Below are 23832 nucleotides of genomic sequence, written 5' to 3' on the forward strand. Positions count from 1 at the left end.
GCTGATCTCGTTCACCGGTGTCTTTCCGGGTCGGGAGGAAGAGCTCATGGCACGTCAGCGAGGCACTTTCGTCGGTCGGCGGTCCGCCCTCGGGGTGCTGGCCCAGGACCGGCAGGCCGGGCTGACGGTGATCCGGGGCAGCGAGGGGATCGGCAAGTCGGCGCTGGCCCACGAGTTCCGGCGCGAACTGCGCGAGCGCGGCGCCGTGGTCCTGGAGATCGGGTGCGGGGCCCCGGCGCCGGGCTGGGACCAGTTCGGCGTCACCCTGCTGCTCGCGGCGCTGCGCGAGCAGTTCGAGCTCCTGCGGGCCGACACCCGGCTCCCGGAGGCGATCGACCGGGTGAGCCGGCTGTGCTCGCCGGAGACCTACCGCTCGCCGTGGTTGCGCTTCTGCCTGCTCAACGCGTTGAGCACGCTGTTCGGCAGGGTGAGCGTCACCGGCCGGATCGCCGTCCTCGTCGAGGACGCCGACCGGCTGGGCGACCCGGTCCTCGCGATCGCCGTGATGCGGCGGGCCGGGCACCTCGTGGTCGCGACCTGCGCCCTGGACTCCGCGAGCGGCCAGGACAAGCTCTGCGCGGTGGCGGACCAGGTGGTGGAGCTGGGCCCGCTGACCGAGGACGAGACGGCCGTGCTGCTGCAACGGACCCTGCACGCCGAACCCGACTCGGTGCTCGAACGGGTGCTGCGGCAGGCGCTCGGGCCGTTGTGGGGCAACCCGGCCGCCGTGCTCGGCGCGGTCTCCCGGCTGCGCGCGGAAGAACGCCTCGTCGTCGTGCACGGCGCCATGTGCCTGCGCGCTCCCGCCTCGCCCGTGGCCCTGCCCGACCGGCACCACCTGGTGCGCGCCCTCTCGCGGTTCGGCGAGGTGGGCCGTGACCTCGTCCTGCTCGCGGCCGGACCCGCCGGCTTCGCCGTCGACCAGCTGCCGGTGCTCGCGGCGGCGACGGGGCGCCCGGTGCCGGAGTGCGGCGGCACGACCGACGAGCTCGTCGCGCTGGGGATCCTCGACTGCGACGCGTCGGCTCGCCTGAGGTGCCGCGTTCCGGCCGTGGCGGCCGCGCTGAGGACGGACGCCACAGCCGAGCACCTGTCACGGCTGCACGCGGCGATGGCCGGGCAACTTCGGGACCGGCTCGGCGGCGAAGGATCCGCGGTCCTGGTCGAACACGTCGTGGCCGCGGGGACGGCCCTGCTCCCGGACCCGGAGCTGGCGCGCCGGCTCGCTGCCGCGCCACCGGTGGCAGGAAGCCGCACCGAGCACCTGCGCGCGATGTGGTGGCACTCCCCCGACCGCGCGGCACCGCAGGCCGAACTGATCCGGCACCTCATCCGCACGACCGAGTACGACCGCCTCGGCCGGTTCGCCGCGGAGGCGACGCGGACGGGGACGGACTCCGCCGGACTGGTCCAGCTCACGAGAGCCGCCGTGCTGGCTTCGGTGCACACGGGCGAGCCGGTCGACGAGTCGCTGTGCGCCGGTGAGCAGGAGGAGTCGTCCCGCACCGCCCCGCTGGTCCTCCTGGAGCGCTGGACCGCGGGTGTGCCCCTCAGCCTCGACGCGCTGCGCGACTGCTTCCCCGAGGACTGGCTCGCCCCGGTCGCGACGAGGCCGGCCCGGCACACCGGTGGTGAACGGGTGCGGTCGGCGTGCGCCGTCCGCGACCTGGTGCCCCTGCTCTCCGCCGTGCTCGGCCCGGACTACGGGACGCCGACGCGCGGCCCTCTCGCGGCGCACCACCGCGTCCGCACCGCGTTCGCGGCAGGGGACTGGACCACCGCGCTCAGCGCCGCACGCGAGCTGGTGCTGCGCGGAAACGCCGACCGGACCGCCGACGAACACGTCCGGGTGCTCGCGGCCGAGATCAGCGGGTGGCGGGGTGAGGACGACCGCGCGGAGGCCTGGTTGCTGAACTCGTCCGGCGTCACGAGCCTGCCGTTGTGGCGCGGCTGGGTCGAGGCGGGGCTCCGGGCGCACACCGACCTGGCGGGCGGGTTCGAGATCGCCTGGCAGGCCTACCACCGCCACGGTCGCACCGGTGACGTTCCCGGCAAGGCCGAGATCCTGGCCCGGCTCGTGTCGCTGGCGCTGCGCGTCGAGCAGCCGCACCGCGTCCACGACGTCGCGGCCCTGGCACGGCACTGGCGCGAGGAGTCCGGCTCGGCGGCGGCCGAAGAGGCCTGCCTGCTCGTCGGCGGGCTCGCGGACGGTGACGACGCCCGGATCGGCGAGGTCGTGCAGAGCGCACGTGCCCGCGGCGAGCAGTACAAGATCGCACTCCTCGGGCAGCCGGACGCCGTGGAGGTCGCCCAGCGGATCGGCGCGTCTCGCCTGCTCTCGCACGCACGCTCTCTCGTCGCCGACACCGGTGCGGCCGGTGCGGCAACCCCGGACACGGACCTCTCGGAGACGCACCTGGCGATCCTCGACCACATCCGCGCGGGCCGGACCAACCGCCAGATCGCCCAGGCGCTGCGGATGAGCGAGAAGACGGTGGAGAAGAACCTCACCCGCCTGTTCGCCAAGGCGGGCTGCCGCACCCGGTACGGCCTCGCCGTGTCCGCGCTGGGCCAGGCCGAGCCGGTCGGAGCCTGACTACCAGAGCGTCAACTGGCCGGACGCCGGGTCCACGGGGGCGTCCAGGTTGAACGCCGCGATGCGCCGTTCGAGAGCGCGCTTGGCCGCCCACCACTCCGCCCGCGCCGTGTCGGCGGCCCGCCCGGCCCGTGCGGCCAGCTCGGCGGCCACCTCACCGGCGGGAGGTGCCTGGTCGCCCCGTTCCTCCCACCGCAGCACCAGGTCGTTGAGCCGGGCGAAGTCGGCCACCGCCTGCTGGTGCAGCCGCGTCAGCTCCTGGAGCTCCGCGCGGACGCCGACCTCCTGCCGCGCCAGGTCCGCGCTGATCTCCTGAGCCCGCGCCTCGTCCGGGGAGCCCGGCTCGGCCGCGTTGCGCAGCGCCAGCGCGAGTTCGGCCCGGGCCTCCAGGATCCGCACCTCGTGGTCGAGGTCCGCTCGCTCGGCGCGCAACGAGTTCTGGTCCTGCTGCACCGCCTCCACCGCCGTGCGCAGTTCGCCCTCCAGCGCTGCGATCTCCTCCGCGCCGGAGCCGGCCGCTCCGGTCCACCGCTTCGCGTTCGTCTCGCCGTACAGCCAGAGGTCGTCGGCGGCGAACTGCGCTCGCCGCGCGAGCTCCTCGTGCTCGAGCCAGGCGAGATCCGCGCTCCGGACCGCGTCCTGCTCACGCCGGAGGACCTCGGGCAGGGCTCGGTGGAACAGCTTCGCGATGTCCGCGACCGTCATCCTGACCACGACCGATCCCGGTGCGCGAACTTCGGCCGCCCCCGTGCGGCCCTCGCCCGTGCCCGCCACCACGCGGTAGTCCGCGTCGAGCCGCACCAGCCCGGTGAGGCCGGTGTGCTGCACGACGACCGGGCGGTGCACGGCGAGGCTGTTGTGCGCGTGCAGCACTCGTGAGGTCTTCTGGAGGTCGAGTCCCGGCGGGGCGAACCAGTGCCCGGAGGAGGTGCCCACCGCGCCCTCGCCGGCGGTGACGGAGGCCGACTCGGTGCCGCCCTCGGCCGCCTCGGCGGTGAAGGCGGTGAGCTGCTTGCCGGCCTGCAGCAGCTTGACCGTCTCGGACAGGCCCAGCAGTCGCGGGTTGGACAACCGCGCGTGCACGGTCACGGTCGCTTCACCGCGGTGGAACACGGAGGTGTCGTGCAGCGCCGGGAGCGGTAGACCGCTGTCGGCCATCGTGGTCAGGCCCGCGCGCAGGCCGGAGTTCGTCAGCGCGGAGGCGAGGGTGTGCGCGGGCCCGGTTCCCGCGCCGGTCAGCCGCGCGGGGGCACCCGCGAGGGCGAGAGCCCGCGTCGCGGCGGCCCGGAGTTCCGCGGCGCCGCGGGTCGCGGTCACCATGGTCGTCGGCGGGAGCGTCGCGCCGCTGCCGCGCCAGGAGGTGAGGCTTTCCGGAGTGCGCGCCGCCTCGGGCACGTCGGCGGTCGCGGGCGCCACGGGAGGAGCGGCCTGCCGCAGGATCCGCCGGTCGTCGGCGGGCGTCAGCACCGTCACCTCGGCATCGGTCGTGACCGAGGACAGCACCTCGGTGCCCTTCGACACCTCGAGTTCGAACCGGATCCGCGCGTGGTCACGGGCCTGCGGTCCGCCGCTCATGGCGGCGCGGGTCGCTGCCGCGCCGGTGGTGGTGGTCCTGCTCCACAAGTGGTCCCGCGTGACGCCCACGCCCCCGGACACCCCTTCCGACCCCTTCGTCCCCGACTCGCCGGAGGAGAACATCCCGCGTGCCGCGATCCGCAGCTGTCCGCCCGCGGAGGTGAACTTCTCGACGATCCGCCTGTCACCCCGGCTGGAGGTGACGGAGGAGGTCAGCTCGCCCTCGTCGTGGCGGACGCCCGCGAACTCGGTGCCGAGCACGGTCCCCTTCAACCGCACGGCGTACCCGGCGGAGGTCAGCAGACCGGTCGTGTGCGCGCTCAGGGGCACGCCACCGTCCAGCACGTCGTCGAGCAGGCTGCCGACGGTGCCGGCGCCGGTGAGGACCCGCAGCTGTTCGAGGCTCCCCATCGAGTCGTCGAACAGCGAGCGGGGCAGGAGCTGGTCGCCGAGGCCGCCCAGCGCGCCGCGGGTCGCCTGGACGAGCGGGCCCAGGTCGGGGCTCTCCTCCAGTGCCGCCATGCCGAACACACCGGAGTCCCCGCCGAACCCGGCCAGCGGATCGGGGAGCGGGGCTCGCGGTGCCCTGCCGGGAAGCAGCCCCTGGTGCCGTGCCTGCTCCTCGGTCAGCCAGGCGAAGACCGAACCGGGCAGCGCGATGTCGGCCGCAGCCCAGGAGACGGCACCGTCGAGGAGGCTCTCCCGGCGCGACTCGGCGACCACGCGCGCCGTCGCGTCGTACCGCACGAGCACGGTGCGGTTCTGCGGCGAGAGCTCGTTCGCGCGATCGATCTTCGTGGTGACCTCGCTGGCGACGGCCTGCCTGCGGCCCCAGGGGGTCCAGGCCGCGCGGGCAGCGGTCTGACCCCGGCCCACCGCGGTCTCGCCGACGCCGTTGGCGTAGCCGAGCACCTGGGCGTTGCCCCCCAAGGCGCGGCGCCGGACCTTTTCCGCGCCCGCCTTGAACACCCCGGTCCACGCGGTCTCGGCCCGCCCCGCGTCCGACGAGGTCACCACCCGGGGGTTGTGCAGCGACATGCGCACGCCGACCGCGCCGACCCGGTCCGCCACGCGTCGCTCGAACCGGAAACCGCCTTCCCGCAGACCGCTCGTGAGCAGCTCTCGGCTCCGCGCGCCGAGCCTCTCGGGCGAGAACATCGCGTCGAGGCGGTCGCGAGCGGCACTGCCCGGCAGACCCAGCACGCCGTCGCCGCCCGCCGCCTCCGACATCAGCCGCAGCGCCTGGTCCCGCAGGAACTCGGTGTGCGCCACGTCCTCCCAGCGCAGGATCGCGGGGTTGCCGTCGTTCACAAGGGCGTCGATGGCCGGTGGCTGCGGCAACGGGGTGACCGCGGGTGTCCCGGGAGCGAACTCCGACGGGTCCTCGCGCAGCACCGAGGACTCGTCGACCCACAGCTCCGCCCTGCCCGAGATCGGCTCGGGCCCCGGCAGCGCGGTGACCACCGGCGCCGTCCGGAACGGCGAGCCCGGAGTCAGGCGCCGGACCCACGGCCGGGCCCTGGTGTGGCTCTGGATCTGGATCTCCAGCTCGACGTCGTGGTCGAAGACGTGGGCGGCGCCGCCCGCGCTCTCCTTGCCGGCGGAGACCGCGAGCGCACCGCGGTTGCGCGCGCTCCGGTTGTCGGAGTACTGGATCGGGCTGACGGACACGCCGACGAAGCCGGAGACGTCACCGCTTCCCGGTACGACCACCGCGCGTCCCTCCGCACCGGCGGACCAGCCGACGTCCGTGGCCGTGGAACCGGTGAGCGTGGAGGTCGACTCGGCCGTGCGGGAGATCGTCCGGTCCTCGGCACGGCCGAGGTGGGTTCCCGGTCCGGTCCTCGCCTTGACCGTGACGCTGACGAACCTGTCGGTGAGGAGACCGCTCATCTTGAAGCTGACCGAGATGCCGGGGCCGATCAGGCTGCCGAACTTCGCGCGCAGCGCGGCGGGGGACAGGGCCGTGGTGAGCTTGCGCGAGTTGACCAGCTGTCCGCCGAACTCCCCGCCGTGCAGTCGTTCCGCGTCGGCGTTCCAGTCGTGCAGCAGTCCTTCGAGACCGGGGGTCCGCCTCAGCGCGGCCTCGACGGCGGGGACCACCCGGTGCGCGACGTCGAACCGGCCCACGCGCACCTGCCCCGACGCGGCGCCCGCCGCGAGGAGCGGCGGCTCGAACCTCTCGCCGACGTCGGTGAACCGGCCGCTCGTGCCCTCCGGCACCGGCAGGCCGAGGTCGTGGGCCTCCCGGAGACCGAGCCGTGCGTAGGCGACCGCCGGTGCGGTGTGCACCTGGCCGTCGGGCGTGGTGACCTCGATCGTCGTGTCGACGCGGTACAGGCCGATGTCCCCACGGGCGCGCAGCCCCGTCGTGAGGCTGGTGTCCGCCCCACCTCCCGCCGTCCTCGCCTTCGTGGCGCCGGCACTGCCGGTCAGGCCGCCGAGCACGGTCGCCATGCCGTGGACGCGCGTTCCCGCTCCGGCGATCGCGCGGAGCTCGGCTCCTTCGCGCGTGGCGGCCGACCACGAGCTCTGGTGCTCCGCGCTGTCGGCGGTCCGCACCTGGCCTTGGCCGGGGAGGACGTCGACGAGCGTCGCAACGCCCGCGTGGGCGCGCATCCGGACCGCGTCGCGGACATCCCCGTGACGGCTGCGCAACTCGGGGGAGACGACGTCACCTCCGGCCAGCACGACCGGCAGCGCGGCGCGGATCCCGTTGCCGCTCAGGAAGTCGCTGAGCGTCGAGCGCCCCGGCGCGCCCAGGCGCACGACGTCCTTCGAGAGCGCGTCACCGACCCTGCCGAACAGGTCGTCCTCGTTCACCAGCAGGGCGTCCGGCGCGATCCACTCGACGGTCCAGCTCCAGGCGGGGGTGGCGACCGCCTGCCGGACGTCCGGCGGTGCGTGCGACGAGATCAGCGCCTCGGGGACGAGGAGTTCTACCTCGCCCTGGTGGGTGCTCGTGGCGACGGGTCGTCCGGCCTCGTCGGTGACGGTGATGTGGTAGTCCACCGGAACACCCGCCGCACGCACGTCACCGTAGGTCCGCAGCGTCGTCTGGGCCGTGAGGGAGTTGCCTTCGGTCCGCTCGACGGCGGGGGAGGCGAGCGGCACCTGGGCGCTGACCGACGCGTAGGGCCCGGCGAACGGCAACAGCCCCGCCGTGGACATCGCGAGAGCCCGCGCGGACGCCCCCGCCGTGGAGTCGTCGACCGCGGCCGTGTGCCGTTCCTTGAGCTCGCGCAGCCCGAGCGACGCCGGCTTGGCCGGCAGGTCCGCCGCGACGTCGCCGAACCGCACGTCGGCGCGCACCCGCACCTCGAACCACTCGCCCCCGACCCGCACGGCCGAGCGACCGCCGTCCCCCATCAGGCTCTCGAACCTGCCGCGGAACAAAGCCGCCGTGATCGCCTCCGCACCTTCCACGTCCCCCGCCCCGAGCCCGGACAGCAGCCCCTTGACGTGTGCTTCGAACGTCGGCCGCGAGCCGACCGCGTTCACCGCCACCCCACCGAGCGCCCGGCCGGTCCTGACGTACTCGGGCAGCACGTCGCGCAGCGATCCGGCCTGCGCGGGACCGTCCTTCGAGGCCGGGCGTGACGGAGGGTCGGAGCCGGCCGCGGTGACGGCCTCGGAGAACGTCGTGCCGACCCTGGTGGGCGGTCCGAAGGCCGAAGGACCCGGTTCACTGTCGAGTCCGGTGTGGAGGGTGGCGTCCGAACGCAGCGGACGTTCGCCGATCGCGAAGGTGGTGTGCCTCTGCGGGGCTTCGCTCGCGGAGGTCGCGGCGTGCGTTCCGGTGCGGTCTGAGGGGTGGGTCTGAGCTGCCGCCTCGCCGGCCTGGACCGGGGAGCTGGGGCGGGTGGTTCCCGGGGTGCCGGACGCGGCGACGGTGACCGCTTCGGAGAGCGTGGTGCCCGTCCTCGCCGGTGCGGTGTGAAGGGGTTCGGCATCGCGTCCACTGTGGACGAACTGGGCGGAGACGCGGGTGCCGGAGGTGGAGGCCTGTGCCGTGACTCGTGCGGCGGTCTCGGTCCGGACCGGTGCCGTCCCCCGGCTGGGAACCCGGGTGGAGTGGACCGGGTTGCTGGTCGTCTCGCGGTGCCGGGCGCCCGCCGGGATCGGGTCGTCGAGGAAGTTCACGAGAGCCGGCCTGGTCGCCTCGCCCACCGGACGTGCGGGGCTGTGCGACCGGGTCCCGGCCGGGGCCGTGCCGACCGACGCGTCGTCCGGGGTAGACCCCAGCGACGGGCTGCCGGGAACGACTTCCCCTGGTACCTCGAAGCCGGGAACCCTCAACTCTCCGCCCGCCGTGCCCGACCTGCCTCCTGCGGCGGCGTGTCCCCGCGAGGCGGCGCCGATGATGCCGTCCCAGACGTTGCCGCGCATCCCCGTCGCCACGTTGATCAACGGATTGCTCACACCCGCCGCGGCCACCTGCGCCGACGCATAACCGAAGTGCCCCAACGCCCGCACCGACCCGGACACCCGGCCACGCACCTCCGCCGACAACCCCGACACCACACCACGCGACAACCCGTGCGCCACACCACCCACAGCACCACCGACTACACCGCCGATCACAGAGCCCTTCAACGACTCCCAGTCAAAACCCTCCCGCTGACCTGCCACGATCTGACCCACCTGGATCCCGCCGTCCAGGCCACCCATGAACACACCACCGAACGCACCGAACTTCGCCGCGTCCACACCCAGCTTCACCGCCGACGCACCCACCCCGCGCACCGACAACGACGCGATCCTCGCCGCCAACTCCCGCAACACCAGCCGCAGGCCGACCTGCGCCGCCGCCTCCACCGCCGGGACCAGGAACGAGAAGATCAACGAGTACAGCAACGAGATCACCGTCGCCAACGCCAACGCCGCCATCGCGATCAGCATGATCTTGGCCTTCTGCACGTCAGCAGCCGCGGTCCCCGCCGCACGTGACAACTCCCGCATCGCCTCGACGACCTCACCGACACCATCAGCGAGATCGGTACGCAGATACCCGAGGACCTGCTCGCCCAACGCACCCTGCAACGCTTCGGCCACCAGCGCCGCATCCGCGTCCACGACTTCTGAGAACGCTTCTACCGCTGTTGCTGAAGAAGACCACGCATCACGCAGTTCGCGCAGACCGCCCTCGTTGGCCTCGGGCCATTCCAAGCCCAGAACCACCTGGAAGAACTTCTGCAGTCCCGCGGGCAGATGAGCGGTCCCGTTGCCCTCACCCATCCACACCTCCTCGGCGAAGCGATGTGGATCACCATAGACACCAGGCGTTTCGGTGATCGAGATCGGCGGGAAGCGGCTTGAGCCGGCCGGTCCTCCCGTCCACGACGAGTGCCCCCGCGTCTCCACTTCGACGGAACCGGCGAGGTTCGTCTGCTAGCCTGCCGCGCTCGGGCCTGGAAGTGGTCGCGGAGCGGTGAGCGCGCCATCCACGGGGGAATTCCCCCTTGTTCGCAAGTCGTGGGAGCCCGCGATCGATCGATGATCCCGGGAAACCGAGGAGGAAAGTGGTGCCCGGCAGCCCCCTGCCGGTTGCCGGGCACCATCACGGGCGCGGGAACGAGGTCCTGGACTCCAGCGCCCGAGCCTTGTCCAGCTGACGGTTCAGCACCTCGGCGTGGAAGACCATCGCGTTCTCGTCGTCGCGGAACAACGCCGCGTACAACTCGTCCGCGCTCGCCAGGGCCATCAGCAGGTCCGTCAGGTGTTCTGCCTCTTCGTGGTGGTTCTCACTGCGCCGCTGCTCGATCAGCTCCTCCAGCAGCGCGACGAGTCGAGCGGACACCGTTTCCTCTCGTGGGCGACGTCGTCCACGTTCCCGCGACTCAGCGCGGCGCGTCCAGGCCTGCCGTCGGAGTCGGGTCTGCCGGACACGGGTCCTTGTCCGGATGTACTCAGTCCACTCCGGACTGAAGACTCCGTTCGAGTGAGGTGGGCGACTGCTGCGTGCCGAAGTCGCGAAGAGGGGGAGGTCGATCGGAGCCGCTCTGTGCACAAAGGACTCTCCGGACACCACGCCGGGAGGGCAGAGTTCGCACGAGCCGGGGCAAACCGCTCAGCGGACGCTGGGGCCGATGATGTGCCGCTGTCAGGCTGCCGCCGGTGAACAGCCCCATGGTCGAGCGGGATCGCGAACAGGAACGCGACGAGCTCCCGCGGCGCCCTCGCCGCACCGCCTACAACTTCTTCGCCGCCGTGGTGCCGGCGGCCAACGCCGGCGTCGCGATCGGATACCTGGCGGTGGCGCCGGGAGATCCGCTCGAGGTCGGTGTCCCCGCGCACGTGGCCCTGCGCCTGGTGCTCCTGAACCTCCTCGTCGCGGTCCTCCTGCGCTCAGCGGCGGCCACCGACAGCGCCTACCGGTGCGCCGTCGCGCTCGGGCGGGGCAGGTCGCCCGCCGTGCGCCGTGTCGCGGGATGGGCGGAGGGGTACGGCGGCCTGCACGTCGGGTTCGCCCTGTCGGCGACGCTGTGGTTCCTGGTCATGAACGGCTCGATGCTGCGGTCCGACGTCTACCCGCCGACGTGCGTGGCGGTGAACGGGTTCCTGGTGGTCGCCTTCACCGGCGTGCAGATCTCGGCGGTGGGACCCGTCCGGCACCGCGCGCCCGGACTCTTCCGCGTGCTGCACCGGTGCGGGACCTGGACGGTCGTCGGTCTGCTGTGGCTGCAGATGGACTTCGTGCTGGTCCGGCGGCACCGCGGGACGTTCTGGGCGGAAGCGGTGCTGCCGTCACCGGAGTTCTGGCTGCTGGTCGCGACCAGTGCGCTGCTGGTGCTGCCGTGGCTGCGGTTGCGCCGCGTTCCCGTCGAGGTCGTCCGCGTCTCCAGCGAGGTGGTCGAGTTGAGGCTGGGGCTCGAGCGGGCACGACCTGGTGCGCTCACGATGGTGAGCAGGACACCACTGGGACCGTGCCACCGGTTCACGCTCGTCGTCGAACCGCGTCGCGGCGGTGCGACCCTGGTGGTGTCGCGGCGGCTCGACTGGGTGAGCGATCTGGTCGACTTCCCGCAGTCGCACCTGTGGGTGCACGCGGCGCCCGCGTTGGCGGGCTCGTACCTCGGTCACCTGCACCGGTCGGCGATCTTCGTCGTGACCGGCACCGCGATCGCCGAAGGGCTGGCCAGGCTCGCGAGGACCGGCAACAGCACCGAGTTGGTGTGGGTCGTCCACGGACCGGTCCGGGCCTACGGCATGGACTTCGTGGACCGCGTGGAGGTTCTGGCGCCGGACCTGGTGATCGTCGACACCTCCGTCCAGCCCGATGTGGACTTCCTGGAGATGGCGAGGGAGCTCCACTCGAGCGCCGGTTCGGACGCCGTGGGCGTGGCCGGGAGCAGGGAGGTCGTGCGCGAGGTGCGGGAAGGCCTGGCACGGGACGGGGTGCCGACGTTCGGCGGGTGAGCGGGTCAGATCGCCTGGGCGCGGATCGCGCGGGCGACGGCGTGGGAGCGGTTGGCGAGACCGACGCGCGTCATCATCTGCGCGATGATGTTCCGCACCGTGCGGACGGAGAAGCTCAACCTGGTGGCGACCTCGGCGGTGCCCACCCCGTCCGCCAGCAGGCGCAGGACCGCGATCTCGCGCGGCGTGAACCGGTGGGTGTCCTCCGCGTCGTCGTCCGCGAAAACGTGCTGGGCGCGCAGCCTCTCCGCGCGCTGCGCCATGTCGTAGCGCTGCAGCACGTCGTCGGCCCTGCGTGCCTCGAACGCCGCCTCGACCAGGTCGATGCTGCTGAGGGTCGCGTGGTCGAGCACGCGGTGGATCCGGCTGCTGAGCAGCACCGGCAGGTCCGACGCGCGCAGCCGGCCGGCCACCAGCAGGACGTGAGCGGAGCTGGTCCTGGTGACGCCGCTGAGCAGCGCGAGCGTCTCGGTGTCGATGGTCTCGGCGGAGACGACGGCGACCTCGGCCCGCTGCGCGGATCCGGCGGGGACGACGTCGATTCCCCCGAACTCGCGCAGCAGTGCTGTGAGGCCTGCGTCGGTCAGCGGATCGGCCGCGAAGACGGCGGCCTGAAGAAATTCCATCGGACAATCCTGGTCGTCGTGTGGTTCGGGAAGGAACAATCTCCCGCACGAAGGTCACTTTCTCCTTAACCTGACCGCCCTGCGCCGGCGTTCGGCCTAATCTCGGAAGGGAATTCCGGGCGCACGAGTGGAGAAGTGGTTGAAATCGCTGCGAGGCAGACCGCCGACAGTTCTCGTGACCGATCCGGACCGGAGCTCGTGCACTGCCCTGACCGCTGAGCTGGAATCAGCCGGATTCACCGTGCTCACCGCCGGCACGGGTGCGGAGGGCGCGTACCTGGCGGCCGCGGAGGTGCCGGACCTCGTCGTCCTGGCGCAGCGCCTTCCCGATCTCGGGTACCGCACCGCGCTGCACCGGATCAGGACCGTCCACACCGGTCCCGTGGTGCTGGCGGCGGAGACCGCGGGACAGGACGTGGTCGTGACGGCGTTCGACGCGGGTGTCGACGACGTGGTGGGCAAACCGCTGAACGTTTCCGTGGTCGTGGCACGGGTCAAGGCTCTGCTGCGGCGCGTGGCGCTCAACGGGCAGACCGGGAGCGTAATGCGGACCGGCGCGCTGGAGATCGATCCGAGGAGCAGGCGGGTGGCGGTGGGAGACCGCGAGATCGAGCTCACCCGGCTGGAGTTCGACCTGCTCGTCCTGCTGGTCGGCGGACAGGGCCGGGTGGTGAAGCGGGAGGCCGTGCTGAGCGCGCTCTGGGGTGAGCACGAGGAGGCGGGCAAACGACTGGACGTCCACGTGGCCGCACTGCGCCGCAAGCTGGGTGAGAACGCGGCGCGGCCACGTTTCCTGCACACCGTGAAGCGCGTCGGGTTCCGCTTCGGTGAGGAGCTGTGAGGAACGACTCGCCCTCTTTTTCCTGAAATTCGCGGTGATGGACTTTCGTCCAGGATCCGATCGAAGATCGGGCAATTCCGGTGAATCCGCGTTCGGGGACTTCTAGGGTTTCCGGCGTGGCGAACCGCGCCACCGCATTCCGCGCCACGGAGTGCCCGTCCCGGGTTCCGATGCGCATCGGAACCCGGGACGGCCGTGCCGCCCGCGGCCGCACAGCGGACACCGGGTCCGTCCCTCAGCCGATCAGCTGCCGCGGCTCCAGACGCAGGACGCTCCGGCGCGGGCGCGACGACGGCCGGGTCGAGGTGATGATCGCGGCGAGCACGGCGCTCGCCGGGGAGAGCCACCTCGACGCGGGATCCGGGGTCACGAACCACCTGCGGTCCTGCCCGAGACGGTCGAGCAACGGCAGTTCGACGACACCGGGACAGGTCAGGTACGAGACGCCGAGCGGCATCTGGAACTGGCCGAGCACAACGCCGTCCGCCTCCGCCAGGAACACGGCGCGGACCTCGCGCGCACTCGTCACCACCAGCACGGGCGCGCTGATCTCGTGGTGCAGGAGCAGTTCGTGCACGTGGATCATCCGGTCACCGGGGACGTCGAACGCGACCACGCCGGTTCCGAGGTGGAGGTGGACGGCGTTGCCCGCTTTCCTGGTGTTCCAGGCCATCTTCTCCCGGTACCACCGCGTGCTGGTGCGTGCCGCGATCGCGCTGTGGGTCATCACCGGCGCCTCCTCCCGATCCTCGCCCGACTCCGCACGTCGCGGTCCGTCACGACGCTAAGCCCGGCTCGACCCGTCAGCGACGAACTCGGGAGGTTCGGGAAGAGTTCGCTTCCTTTGGTGCAGCCGCGAAAAACCGTGCTGGTTGTTTCGTGTCGACGTCGTCGGACGAACGGGCAACCGGCTGGTAGAGGCGTCGGAGACCGACCTACGTTCGAGTCCTGGCAACCGGGGGAGGCGGCGTTGGCCGACGACATGAGCACATCGGAACTGGACCTGGCGTCCGGGACCTTCGCCTCGGCGGCGCGCGTGCACGACCACTTGCTCGGCGGGCACCACAACTTCGTGTTCGACCGCGAGTTCGCCGAGGCGCATTCCAGCGCCGTTCCATTGGTGCGCCACCTGTTGCGCCTCGAACGCGGCTTCCTCAACGACGCCGTGCTGATGATGCTGCGGCGCGGCGTCCGCCAGTTCCTCGACCTGGGGGCGGGACTGCCGTCGTGGGGCGGAGTGCACGACGTCGCCTCCTACCTGGAGCGCGGAACCGTCGTCGTGCACGTCGACCACGACCTCGCGGCGTTCGAACACGGCAGCTTGCTGTTGCGCGACAGCGGTTCCGGCCACTACCTGCACGCGGACATCAGGGACGTGGAGGGTGTGCTGGTCACCTGCGCGGACAACGGGTGGCTGCGGCTGGACCAGCCGGTCGGGGTGCTCGCGGTGGGGGTGCTCGACCTGCTCGGCACCGGCGACGAGGCCGAGCGGACGATGACCCGCTACGCCGCCGGAGTGGCTGCGGACAGCATGATCGCGGTCACCCACCGGGCGCCGGGTTTCGCCGGTCCCCACCGGTCGGCGGCCTCGTCGTTGCTGACGGCGGGCAGGGGAGCGGTGCGCCACCGCGAGATCTCCGGTGTCCGGGCGATGTTCGGGGGCACGACCCTCGTCAAGCCGGGAGTCGTGTCCCTGCCGCACGTCTGGCCCGGTCTGCGGCCGCGCTTCGTGGAGCGGGGCGTCCCTCACAACGCGGTCCTGGCGGGCGTCTCCGTCAAGCGCCGCTGACCGTCCACAACGGAGTGTTCGGAGAATCCCATGGTGGCGCAGGACGAGCACGAGGACACCGTCGCGACTCTCGTGAACCGCGTCGCCCAGGAGGCGGCGGAGTCCTCGGAAGACGTCGTGGCGGCCGCGCGAGCCCGGTTGGTGGCCCTGCGCGAGGAACACCGGCCTGAAGACGGATGAGGGCTGTGCGCAGGGGCACGGATCCCGGCCGTCGGTCTCCCGATGCCGCGAAAGTGCCGGGTGGAGCCGCACCGACCGCTCCAATGGCACGATGATCTGCTGGGATCGCTGCGGCGACGAGGTTGTCGGCTACCTCGACGAGTTCGAGGTCGAGGTGCTGCGCGGCTACGGCGAGAGCCTGCTCAGGCTGCTGGACCACCGGGCAGGCTCGTACGAGTCGTGGTCCGGATCGGCGTCGATCCCCTCCGCCGCGACGGACGACCTGAGGATCCTCGCGATCCTGCGCTGCGAGATCGGCTCGTCGGAACCGGACTGGGTGCTGGCGTGCCAGGAGGTCCGGTGCGTCACCGAGGCGGCCCGGCGCGTGCGGGAGAAGCTCGGCACGCTCCCGCACTCCGGAGGAATCGTGCGGCTGACGGCGGTCCAGGTGACGTCGTGGCTCAAAGCGCTCGGCTGGTACCTGGCGTCGATCGACGCGGTGACCGACGCGGCCGGCGTCGCCGTGGGGAAGGTCGCGGAACCCACCGTCACCTGGCTCACGGGCCTCGCCTCCGGCCTGCGCGAGCGGTCGGACACCGGAGTTCTTCCGGTGGAACGACTGCACGACCGCCATCGCTGATCGGGTGACGCGGCACCGCCCGCGCCAGGACGGACGTGCTCCGGGGAAGAGAGCCCGGAAGAAAGCGCAGAGGTCGGGCGGCTGTAGGTCTACATCCGCCGTCCGGGTGTTTATCTCGACGCAGAAGAGTTGCCGCGCCCCGTTGTGGCGCACGGGTTGTCCCGAACGTCTCCGGTTTTCGTCTGAACGAGTTGTTCCTGTCCTGTGATCGGGTGATGTCATGACGGTGGTGCACGAGAGCTCCGACTACCGGCTGGGTGAGGCGCCGGGCGGACTGCCCTTGATCGGCAACGCCCTGCAGATCTTCACCGATCCGCTGAACTTCCTGCCCTCCCTGCGTCATCAGGGAGATCTCGTCAAGGTCAGGCTCGGGCGGGAGGTCGCCTACATGGCGGTCACGCACGACGTGGTGCAGGAGGTCCTGCAGAACCCGCGCACGTTCGACAAGGGCGGCGAGTTCATCGACAAGATGCGGGTGATCCTCGGCGACGGCATCGGCACCTGCAGCTCGACCGTCCACAAGCGACAGCGCTCCTTCGTGCAACCCGCCTTCCAGAAGGCGCGGATCGAGGGGTACACGGCGGTCATGCGGTCCCACGTCGGCGATCTGGTCGAGTCGTGGGAGGACGGCGCACGGGTGAACGTGCTCGAGGAGATGAGCAGGCTCACCACGAGGGTCACCGCGCAGGCGATGTTCTCCGACGAACGGGTCAGCGGCGCGGCGATCGCGGAGGTGCGGCGCTCGTTCCCGATCGTCTGGCACGGCGTGTACCGGCGGATGTTCCTGCCGCTGCCGCTGATCCACGAGGTGCCGGTGAAGGCGAACCGCGACTTCCGCGCCGCCCTCGGGCGCCTGGACGACGTCATCGCCGACATGGTCGCCGCCTACCGCGCGGACGACCGCGAACGCGACGACATCCTGTCCATCCTGTTGTCCGGCGAGGACCAGGACGGCGAGGGCCTCACCGACGAGCAGATCCGCGACGAGCTGATGACCGTGCTCGCCGCCGGTGTCGAGACGCCCGCGTCGGGGCTGGCGTGGACCTTCTGGTTGCTCAGCAGGCACCCGGAGGTCGAGGCCCGGCTGCACGAGGAGGTCGACGCGGTGCTGAACGGCCGCACGGCGTCCTATGAGGACTTCGCGAAACTGCCGTACACCAACAGGATCATCAACGAGGCGCTGCGGATGTACCCACCGGTGTGGTTCATCACGCGCCGCGCCGCCGCGGACACGACGCTCGCCGGTCACCCCGTGCCGGAAGGGGCCAGCATCCTGTTCAGCCCGTACGCGCTGCACCGCGATCCGGCGGTCTTCGAGGACCCGGACGAGTTCGTTCCGGAGCGGTGGGAACTCGAGCGGCTGAAGAAGCTGCCGCGCAACGCGGTGATCTCGTTCAGCGGCGGCAGCCGCAAGTGCATCGGTGACGTCCTGGCCAACCACGAGATGACCATCGCCGTCGCGTCCATCGCGGCCAGGTGGCGCCTGACCGCCGTGCCGGGCCACGAGATGAAGCCGTTCGTGAAGGCGGAGCTCACCCCCGGTGACCTGCCGCTGGTGCTCGAGCGCCGCTGAACCGGAAGGAGTCGTGTCATGACCCTGATGTCCTCTTACGGCACCGAGCTGCTGTTGTCACCGCCGCCGGGCCACCCGTTGCTGGACTTCCGGCCGGAGATCTCGCCGCTGGCCGACGTGATCGAGCGGAGCATTCTCGAGTGGGCCGACGAGTTCGATCTGCTGGATGACGAACGGGCACGCCGCAAGCTGGCCGGGACGCATCTCGGCGAGCTCGTCGCCCGTGCCTACCCGCGCATCGAGCCCGGCGGGGTCCGTGCGGTGGCGGGCTGGTTCACCTGGGCGTTCGTCATCGACGACTGCTACGACCACCCGGTCGGCGGGCACGCGGAAGCCCTCGAACGGCTGCTGCGCGTGCTGACGCCGGACGGTCGCGAGGCCCCGGACGTGCGGACGCGGCTCGACGCCGTGCTGGCGCGGGTGTGGGCGGAACTGGCCCGCGACCGCAGCCCGTTGTGGCGGATGCGGTTCACCCAGCACATGGCGCACTTCGTGGCGGCGTTCAAGTACGAGTCGCTCAACCGCGCTCAGCACCACACGCCGGACCTCCTCGGCTACACGCAGCTCCGGCGCGCGTCCGGCGGGATCACGCCGTCGCTCGACCTGTTGGAGGTGGCGAACGGCGAGGAAGTGCCCGCGCTGCTGCACGAGACCGAGCAGCTGCGCACCATGTTCGACCGCGCGTCCGACGTGGTGGTGTGGGTCAACGACATCGTCTCGCTGCCCAAGGAACTGGCGAACGGCGAGACCACCAACGGCGTCCTGGTGCTCGCGAAGGCGCGCGGGCTCGACCCCCGGGGTGCCGTGACCGCCGCCTACGACCTCGTCGCGAGGCAGGTCGGGGAATTCCTCGCGGCAGAACGGGATCTCGACCGCCTGACGCGGGGATGGCTCGGCCTGGAGCGGACGGAGCTCGACGCACTGGCGTCGTTCGTCGCCGGAATGAGGTCGTGGATGCGCGCCAACCTCGACTGGTCGAACGGCTGCGCCAGATACCTGGTGCCCGACGGCGTCCGCCTCACCACGGACACCGGCCTCGCCGCACCTCAACCGCTCTGACCCGCAGGAGTGCCGATGACCGCCACGCTGACGACCGCGATCGACGTCGACGCGGTTCGTGCCCAGGTCGTGCTCGCGTTGCAGGACGACGTGGTCCGGCTGTGCCCCGGAGTCTCCGTCGTGGCCGGGTACCACGCCGGCTGGCTCACGGCGGAGGGAGAACCGGCGACGGGCGTTCTGGGCAAGGGTCTGCGTTCCCGCCTCGCCGTCCTGGCGGGAGCGGGCACGGGTGCCGGCGCGGAGATGTGCGTCGCCGCGGCCGTCGCGGTCGAGTTCGTGCACGACTTCAGCCTGTTGCAGGACGACGTGATGGACGGGGACACCGAACGCCGGTACCAGCCGGCGGCGTGGACGGTCTTCGGCGCGCCCGCCGCGTTGCTCGCCGGGGACTCGCTGCTCGCGGCGGCCGCGGAGGTGCTCCTGGAGGCGGACTCGCCGCACGCCGCCCGGGCGACGCGCCGGTTGCTCCAGACGGTCCGCGCCCTGATCCTCGGGCAGACCCAGGACCTGGCGTTCGAACAGCGCCTGAAAGTCACACCGGACGAGTACCTGGCGATGGCGAGCGGGAAGACGGCGGCCCTGATCAGCTGCGCGGCCTCGCTCGGTGCGGTGCTGGCCGGAGCGTCCGACGAGGTCGTGGCCCTGCTCGCGGAGTACGGCACCCACCTCGGACTCGCGTTCCAGCTCACCGACGACCTGCTCGGCATCTGGGGCGACCCGCTGGTGACCGGCAAACCGGTGCTCGCCGACCTGCGCCGGCGCAAGAAGTCCGCGCCGGTGGTCGCCGCGCTGAACAGCGGCGGCCGGGACTCGCTCGAACTGGCGACCTACTTCATGTCGTCCCGGCCCCTGGGCCAGTCCGACGTGCGCCGGATGGCGTTGCTGGTCGAACAGTGCGGCGGCAGGCGCTGGGCCGTCGAACAGACCGCGTGGCACACGGCGGCGGCCCTTCGCTGCCTGTCGTCTCTCGGTCTTCCCCCGAGCGTGACGAACGAACTCACCGAGATCGCTCACTCCGTGCACGGCAGGAAGAACTGACGCCCTGCTCGCACCCCCGTTCTGAACTCGAAAGCAGGCACCGATGAACACCCATGACGAATCCCGCGGCTCGCGTGCCGGGGAGCACGTCGTCCTGCTGGGCGTCGGCTACGTCTCGGTCTGGGCGTACCGCGCCCTGCGGCGCCGGGCGGGCCGCCACGTGCGCATCACCGTGGTCGCACCGGTCGACGCACACTCGTACCACGGCTGGACGGGCGAGGTCCTGTCCGGCGAGCTCCCACCGGAAGCACAGCTCAGCCCCATCACCGAAGCGCTGCCCGAGGCGGAACACGTGCGGGGCTGGGCGCGCCGCGTCGACCGCGACCGCCGCACCGTCGAGGTGGAGTGCCTCGACGGCACGACGGTGACGATCGCCTACGACCACCTGGTGGTCGGCATCGGGTCCACCGAGGACGTCTCGTCGGTTCCTGGCCTGCAGGAGCACGGGTTCCGCCTGCGGCACCTCGGGCAGGCCGGTGCCCTCGCCGCCCACCTCGACAGGTGCGTGGCCGAGGCCGCGCGAACCTCGGACGAGACGCCCGCGTCGCTGACCGTCGTGGTGGCGGGCGGAGGACTGGCAGGCGTCGAGAGCTCCATCGCGATCTCCCAGCGGCTCGCCAAGGCCACCGGCGCGTCCACGGGCACGGCGGGAGGACCGAGGGTGGTGCTGGTGAGCTCCAGGGCGGATCTCGCCCGGGAACTCCGCGAAGGCGGCCGCGAACTGGTCCGGCAGGCGTTGCACCGCAACGGTGTCGAGGTCCTGACCGGCACCAGGGTCGTGGAGGTGGCGGCCGGCGGCGTGAAGCTCGACGACGGCCTGTGGATCCCCGCGAACACGACACTCGCGACGGTGGGCAACCGGGTGACGCCGCTGCCGGGCCTGGACGACCTGCCCGCGGACGACCGCGGCCGGTTGATCGCGGACCGCACCCTCCAGGTGGCGCCGAACGTGTGGGCGGCGGGTGACGCGGCGGTCGTGCCGCTGAAGTCCGGTGCGCCCGCACCTGTGGACGCGGGCTGGGCCATCGGGGAAGGCGGCTGGGTCGGTGACAACATCGCCCGTGTGGTGCGCGGGAAGCAGCAGAAGCCGTTCGGGTTCAAGAGCATCGGCGTCGCCGCGGGCTTCGGGCAGAAGTCCGGGGTGCTGGAGGCGTGGGGAGTCGCGTACCGCGGCCGGATGGCCTGGTTCTCCCGCATGTTGTTCTTCTTGTACTACATGCCTTCGCGGGAGCAGGCGAAGCGCGTGTACCGCACGTTGCGCGCGAAGTCCTAGGTGTACTGACCGGGAAGATCGCTCGGGCTGGTGCCGAGGCGCGGTTGTCATCGAGGGCAGTTCTCGCTCGCCGGAGGGTCGCGGGGGCGAACTTCACGGCCGTCTCGTCCTTGGTTCGGCTGTACTGCAGCAATGATCTGCTGGGACCGCTGTGGCGACGAGATCGTCGGCTACTTCGACGATTCCGAGATCGAGGTGCTTCGCGCCTACGCCGAAAGTCTGATTCTGCTGCTGGACCGCCGCGCGGCCTCCTACCGGTCCCTGGGCCGGGTCCGCGTGCCCGGTGAGGCCACGACCGACCCGCGCGTGCTCGCCCTGTTGCGGGCCGAACTGGGACCTGGCGAACCTGACTGGGTGCTCGCCTCTCAGGAGTCCTCCTGCCTGGCGCGGGTGGCCGGCCAGGTGCGCGATCATCTCGCGACGCTGCCGGAATCCGGCGGAGTCGTGCGGCTCACGTCGGAGCAGTCGTCGCCGTGGAGGCGGGTCCTCTCCTGGTACCTGGCCGTCATCGACGCGGTGACCGACGGGGAGGGTCGTGACGCCAGGCAGATCGTCGAACCGACCGTGGGGTGGCTCACCGAGATCGCGTCAGGGCTCGATTCGCTCGGGCACGGTCATGGAGGACGTCATCGTTGATCAGCTGCCGGCGTGGTCCGCAGCGCGCGATCTCCTGTCCCGTGCACTCGACGGGGTGACGCCGGCGGACCTGCCGTGACGGTGCCAGGAATCGGGACGTGGACTGCGAACACGCCCGTGACCTGCTGCTGAAGCTCCCGGAACAGGCCGGGCCGCTCGTCGGAGTTTGTCCACCGATCGTTGTCAACCAGTGCAACTGCGGCACCGGACAACGAATCCTGCGTACCTTCGGAAGTGGCGGCACTCCGGGGGGAAGCTCATGCCAATCGTGATGTCCGAACCTGCGCCCAAAGGGCGCGGGTTGACGATTCTCTTCGAGTTGGAAGATCTCGCACGCACGCGTTTCGCGCCGGCCCCGTTGCCGATGTACGAACTGGTGTTCACGATGCACGGCGGCAAGTGGGACCGCCTGCTGCTTCCCCACCTCCGCCCGCTCGCCGAACTGGTCAGGCCCGGCCGGTTCATCCCCGACTTCTTCAACTCCGCCCGGCCCGACTTCGACGACGCCGTGCGCCAGGTGCTCGAGGTGCCCTCGCCGAGGGTGCGCGACCAGATCGCGAGCATGCTCGGCACGACGTCGCCGTGGCTGAGGTCGTTCGCGGCCGGCACCCCGACCTCGCGCCACGACCTGCACGTGGCCCTGAACTCCGGTTTCCGCGACCTGCTCGGCCCGAACTGGTCGCAGACGCGCCAGGCGTTCGACGCCGAGGTGCGGCTCCGGTCGTCCCACGTGGCGACGCGCGGCCTGGGCGACCTGCTCGGCAAGCTGCACCCGTCGATCTCCTGGACCTCACCGGCTCTGCACGTCGAGCTGGGCTGGGACACCGAGATCTCGTTGCGCGGCACCGGAATGCTGCTCGTGCCGGTGCTCAACGGCCTGACCCGCCCGGCCGTGTCGATGTTCGCCGAACCGCAGCCCCTGCTCTTCTACCCGGTCACGGCACCTCAGCCGAGCGGCGCCAGCCTCGAACCCGCCCTGGGCCGCACCCGGACCCTGGTGCTGCGCGCGCTCACCTCCGAACGCACCACCACCGAACTCGCCAAGCACGTGGGCATCAGCCTGCCCACGGCATCGCAACACGCGACGGCCCTGCGCACAGCGGGCTTCGTGTCCACCCACCGCAACGGCAGGTCGGTCCGCCACCGCCTGACCCGGCGCGGCTGGGAACTGCTGAACTAGGGAGGCTGGCATGACCGCGATGCCGCGGTACCGCACCGACCCGAGTCCCCGAGCGCTGGCCGTGCGCCTGCGCGCCCTGCTCACCGCACAGGTGCCCGTCACCTGCCGCGTCTACGCCGGCCTGTCCGCCCCGTCCCCGGACTCCGCCCTGCACGCCCGCGTCACCCACGCCATGGCCCGCGCGTTCGTCGCCGGTTCGGCGGTGCCCCGCTTCGAGCCGCCACCGTCCGCCCACCTGCGCCTGCTCACGGCTGCGAGCTGGGGCCGCCTCGACGGAGTCGGCCCCGAGATGACGACCTTCCCCGTCGACCTGGCCTCAGAGCTGTGGTGGCGCGTCCACGAACGAACACTCGGCACCCTGCACACCGCGGACCGCCGCGTGGCCTGCGACCTGTTGCTGCGCCTGGGATATCCCCAGCGCGCGGCCGCGGCGATCGGCCTGACCGTGATCGACCCGCGCAACCACGTCCTCTCACCCGACCTCGCCCTCGAACAGCTCGCCGTCCTCCGCTGCCACCTCCCGTCCTCCGCCGTGGAGGCGATGGCGTTGCGCGGCGCCAGATCCGGCCTCCCGCCCTCGACGCGCCGCGACCTGGCGCTGTTCGTGGTGTTCCGCAACGCCGCACGCGGCGCCGACTCCACCTCCCTGCAGGCCGCCGCCGCACTGGCCGTGAAGGCGTCGTCCGAGCTGCCGCAGAACGGGTTCGCCGGGATGCTGCACCGGGCACGCCTGCACCGGGCGATCGCCGTGGTCCCGTTCGTGCGCCACGACATCGCCGAGGCCCACCGGCTCCTGGGGCGTGCGCTGGAGTCGCTGACCTCGATCACGCCCGAGGGTGAGATGGATCGGCTGGCTTGGGCGGACGAGGCCTACGCCCTGTACTCCTTCCTGGTGCGGACGCACCTGTCCGTCGGGCTGGGGCAGCGGGCCTTGGGGTACGCGGACGAGCTGGTCGAGCTCAGTCCGGGGGATGACCGGACTTGGGCGTTGCAGGGTGACGCGCTGGCCGCTTGCGGGTCGTTGGACGCCGCTCTGGAGGCCTATGGCCGTGGGATCGCGCTCGGTGGGTGGGGTGCTGCTCGGGCGGCTTACCTGCGGGGGTTCGTGCTGGAACGGCTCGGGCGGGTGGCCGAGGCCGCTGAGGAGTACGTGCTGTCGCAGCGGATCGACCCGACCTCGTCGGTGGTGGCAGGGGACGTGCCGGGTGGTGGTGATGGTGGCGGGGCTGCCGCTGGGCGTCAGGGCGCTGGGCGCCGCCCTGCGGCGGTGCGTGCGGTGCGGGTGCGCTGAGTCGGGGATTCGCTCCGCCTCGCACGACCCGGCCACACGTCGAATCCGAGGTTCTCACCGTGCCTTGGCCATCACCGGCGACCTCGGGTGCGCTGAGTGCGGGCTTCTGCTGAGGCTTGCTCGACACGAGTCCGGGT

At 71.7% G+C, this 23832-nt stretch carries 17 protein-coding genes; 13 read left to right on the plus strand and 4 right to left on the minus strand.

The window, feature by feature from the left end:
• Positions 1 to 46: 46 nt before the first annotated feature.
• Positions 47 to 2596 carry an AAA family ATPase gene (locus IE307_RS37085; protein WP_191304125.1) on the plus strand — a complete coding sequence of 850 codons (2550 nt, stop codon included), beginning with the start codon at positions 47 to 49 and terminating at the stop codon, positions 2594 to 2596.
• Here the strand turns inward: IE307_RS37085 and IE307_RS37090 are convergent, their stop codons facing one another.
• Together IE307_RS37090 and IE307_RS37095 are read right to left on the minus strand one after the other, a co-directional pair.
• A complete protein-coding gene (locus IE307_RS37090; protein ID WP_191304126.1) occupies positions 2597 to 9409 on the minus strand; it encodes a WXG100-like domain-containing protein in 6813 nt (2270 codons plus the stop codon). It lies immediately after the preceding gene.
• A gap of 322 nt (positions 9410 to 9731) precedes the next feature.
• Complete coding sequence (locus IE307_RS37095) at positions 9732 to 9971, minus strand: hypothetical protein (protein WP_191304127.1); 240 nt, start codon at positions 9969 to 9971, stop codon at positions 9732 to 9734.
• A 317-nt stretch (positions 9972 to 10288) separates the two neighbouring features.
• Here IE307_RS37095 and IE307_RS37100 point away from each other — a divergent pair, with 317 nt between their 5' ends.
• Positions 10289 to 11590 carry an FNR domain-containing protein gene (locus IE307_RS37100; protein WP_191304128.1) on the plus strand — a complete coding sequence of 434 codons (1302 nt, stop codon included), beginning with the start codon at positions 10289 to 10291 and terminating at the stop codon, positions 11588 to 11590.
• A gap of 5 nt (positions 11591 to 11595) precedes the next feature.
• On the opposite strand, the gene IE307_RS37105 is transcribed toward IE307_RS37100, so the two are convergent.
• Positions 11596 to 12216, minus strand: a complete 621-nt coding sequence (locus IE307_RS37105) for a helix-turn-helix transcriptional regulator (RefSeq protein WP_191304129.1) — start codon at positions 12214 to 12216, stop codon at positions 11596 to 11598.
• A 139-nt stretch (positions 12217 to 12355) separates the two neighbouring features.
• On the opposite strand from IE307_RS37105, the gene IE307_RS37110 reads away from it, so the two are divergent.
• Positions 12356 to 13057 (plus strand): response regulator transcription factor, encoded by a 702-nt coding sequence (locus tag IE307_RS37110; RefSeq protein ID WP_229905458.1) that lies wholly within the window; start codon positions 12356 to 12358, stop codon positions 13055 to 13057.
• Between the two features lie 235 nt (positions 13058 to 13292).
• Here IE307_RS37110 and IE307_RS37115 read toward each other — a convergent pair whose 3' ends face one another.
• The gene (locus tag IE307_RS37115) at positions 13293 to 13787 is read right to left on the minus strand and encodes a hypothetical protein (RefSeq protein WP_191304131.1); all 495 of its coding nucleotides are present in this window, start codon (positions 13785 to 13787) and stop codon (positions 13293 to 13295) included.
• A gap of 240 nt (positions 13788 to 14027) precedes the next feature.
• On the opposite strand from IE307_RS37115, the gene IE307_RS37120 reads away from it, so the two are divergent.
• From IE307_RS37120 to IE307_RS37165, 10 genes are all read left to right on the plus strand, one after another.
• Positions 14028 to 14846: an SAM-dependent methyltransferase gene (locus IE307_RS37120; RefSeq protein WP_191304132.1), complete on the plus strand. Its 819-nt coding sequence runs from the start codon at positions 14028 to 14030 to the stop codon at positions 14844 to 14846.
• Positions 14847 to 14876: 30 nt separating this feature from the next.
• Positions 14877 to 15026 carry a hypothetical protein gene (locus IE307_RS37125; RefSeq protein ID WP_191304133.1) on the plus strand — a complete coding sequence of 50 codons (150 nt, stop codon included), beginning with the start codon at positions 14877 to 14879 and terminating at the stop codon, positions 15024 to 15026.
• 91 nt (positions 15027 to 15117) lie between these two features.
• Positions 15118 to 15645 (plus strand): hypothetical protein, encoded by a 528-nt coding sequence (locus IE307_RS37130; protein WP_191304134.1) that lies wholly within the window; start codon positions 15118 to 15120, stop codon positions 15643 to 15645.
• A 220-nt stretch (positions 15646 to 15865) separates the two neighbouring features.
• Positions 15866 to 17218, plus strand: a complete 1353-nt coding sequence (locus IE307_RS37135; RefSeq protein WP_191304135.1) for a cytochrome P450 — start codon at positions 15866 to 15868, stop codon at positions 17216 to 17218.
• Between the two features lie 18 nt (positions 17219 to 17236).
• Positions 17237 to 18277 carry a terpene synthase family protein gene (locus IE307_RS37140; RefSeq protein WP_191304136.1) on the plus strand — a complete coding sequence of 347 codons (1041 nt, stop codon included), beginning with the start codon at positions 17237 to 17239 and terminating at the stop codon, positions 18275 to 18277.
• Between the two features lie 15 nt (positions 18278 to 18292).
• Positions 18293 to 19315: a polyprenyl synthetase family protein gene (locus IE307_RS37145; protein ID WP_191304137.1), complete on the plus strand. Its 1023-nt coding sequence runs from the start codon at positions 18293 to 18295 to the stop codon at positions 19313 to 19315.
• A 43-nt stretch (positions 19316 to 19358) separates the two neighbouring features.
• Positions 19359 to 20588, plus strand: coding sequence for an NAD(P)/FAD-dependent oxidoreductase (locus IE307_RS37150; protein WP_191304138.1), 1230 nt, complete (start codon positions 19359 to 19361; stop codon positions 20586 to 20588).
• Between the two features lie 132 nt (positions 20589 to 20720).
• Entirely contained in the window at positions 20721 to 21224 is a 504-nt protein-coding gene (locus tag IE307_RS37155; RefSeq protein ID WP_191304139.1) for a DUF2017 family protein, read from the plus strand.
• Positions 21225 to 21543: 319 nt separating this feature from the next.
• Entirely contained in the window at positions 21544 to 22404 is an 861-nt protein-coding gene (locus IE307_RS37160) for an ArsR/SmtB family transcription factor (RefSeq protein WP_191304140.1), read from the plus strand.
• A gap of 10 nt (positions 22405 to 22414) precedes the next feature.
• Positions 22415 to 23695 carry a tetratricopeptide repeat protein gene (locus IE307_RS37165; RefSeq protein WP_191304141.1) on the plus strand — a complete coding sequence of 427 codons (1281 nt, stop codon included), beginning with the start codon at positions 22415 to 22417 and terminating at the stop codon, positions 23693 to 23695.
• Positions 23696 to 23832: the final 137 nt, after the last annotated feature.

The organism is Lentzea cavernae (assembly GCF_014653695.1).
Classification (GTDB): domain Bacteria; phylum Actinomycetota; class Actinomycetes; order Mycobacteriales; family Pseudonocardiaceae; genus Lentzea; species Lentzea cavernae.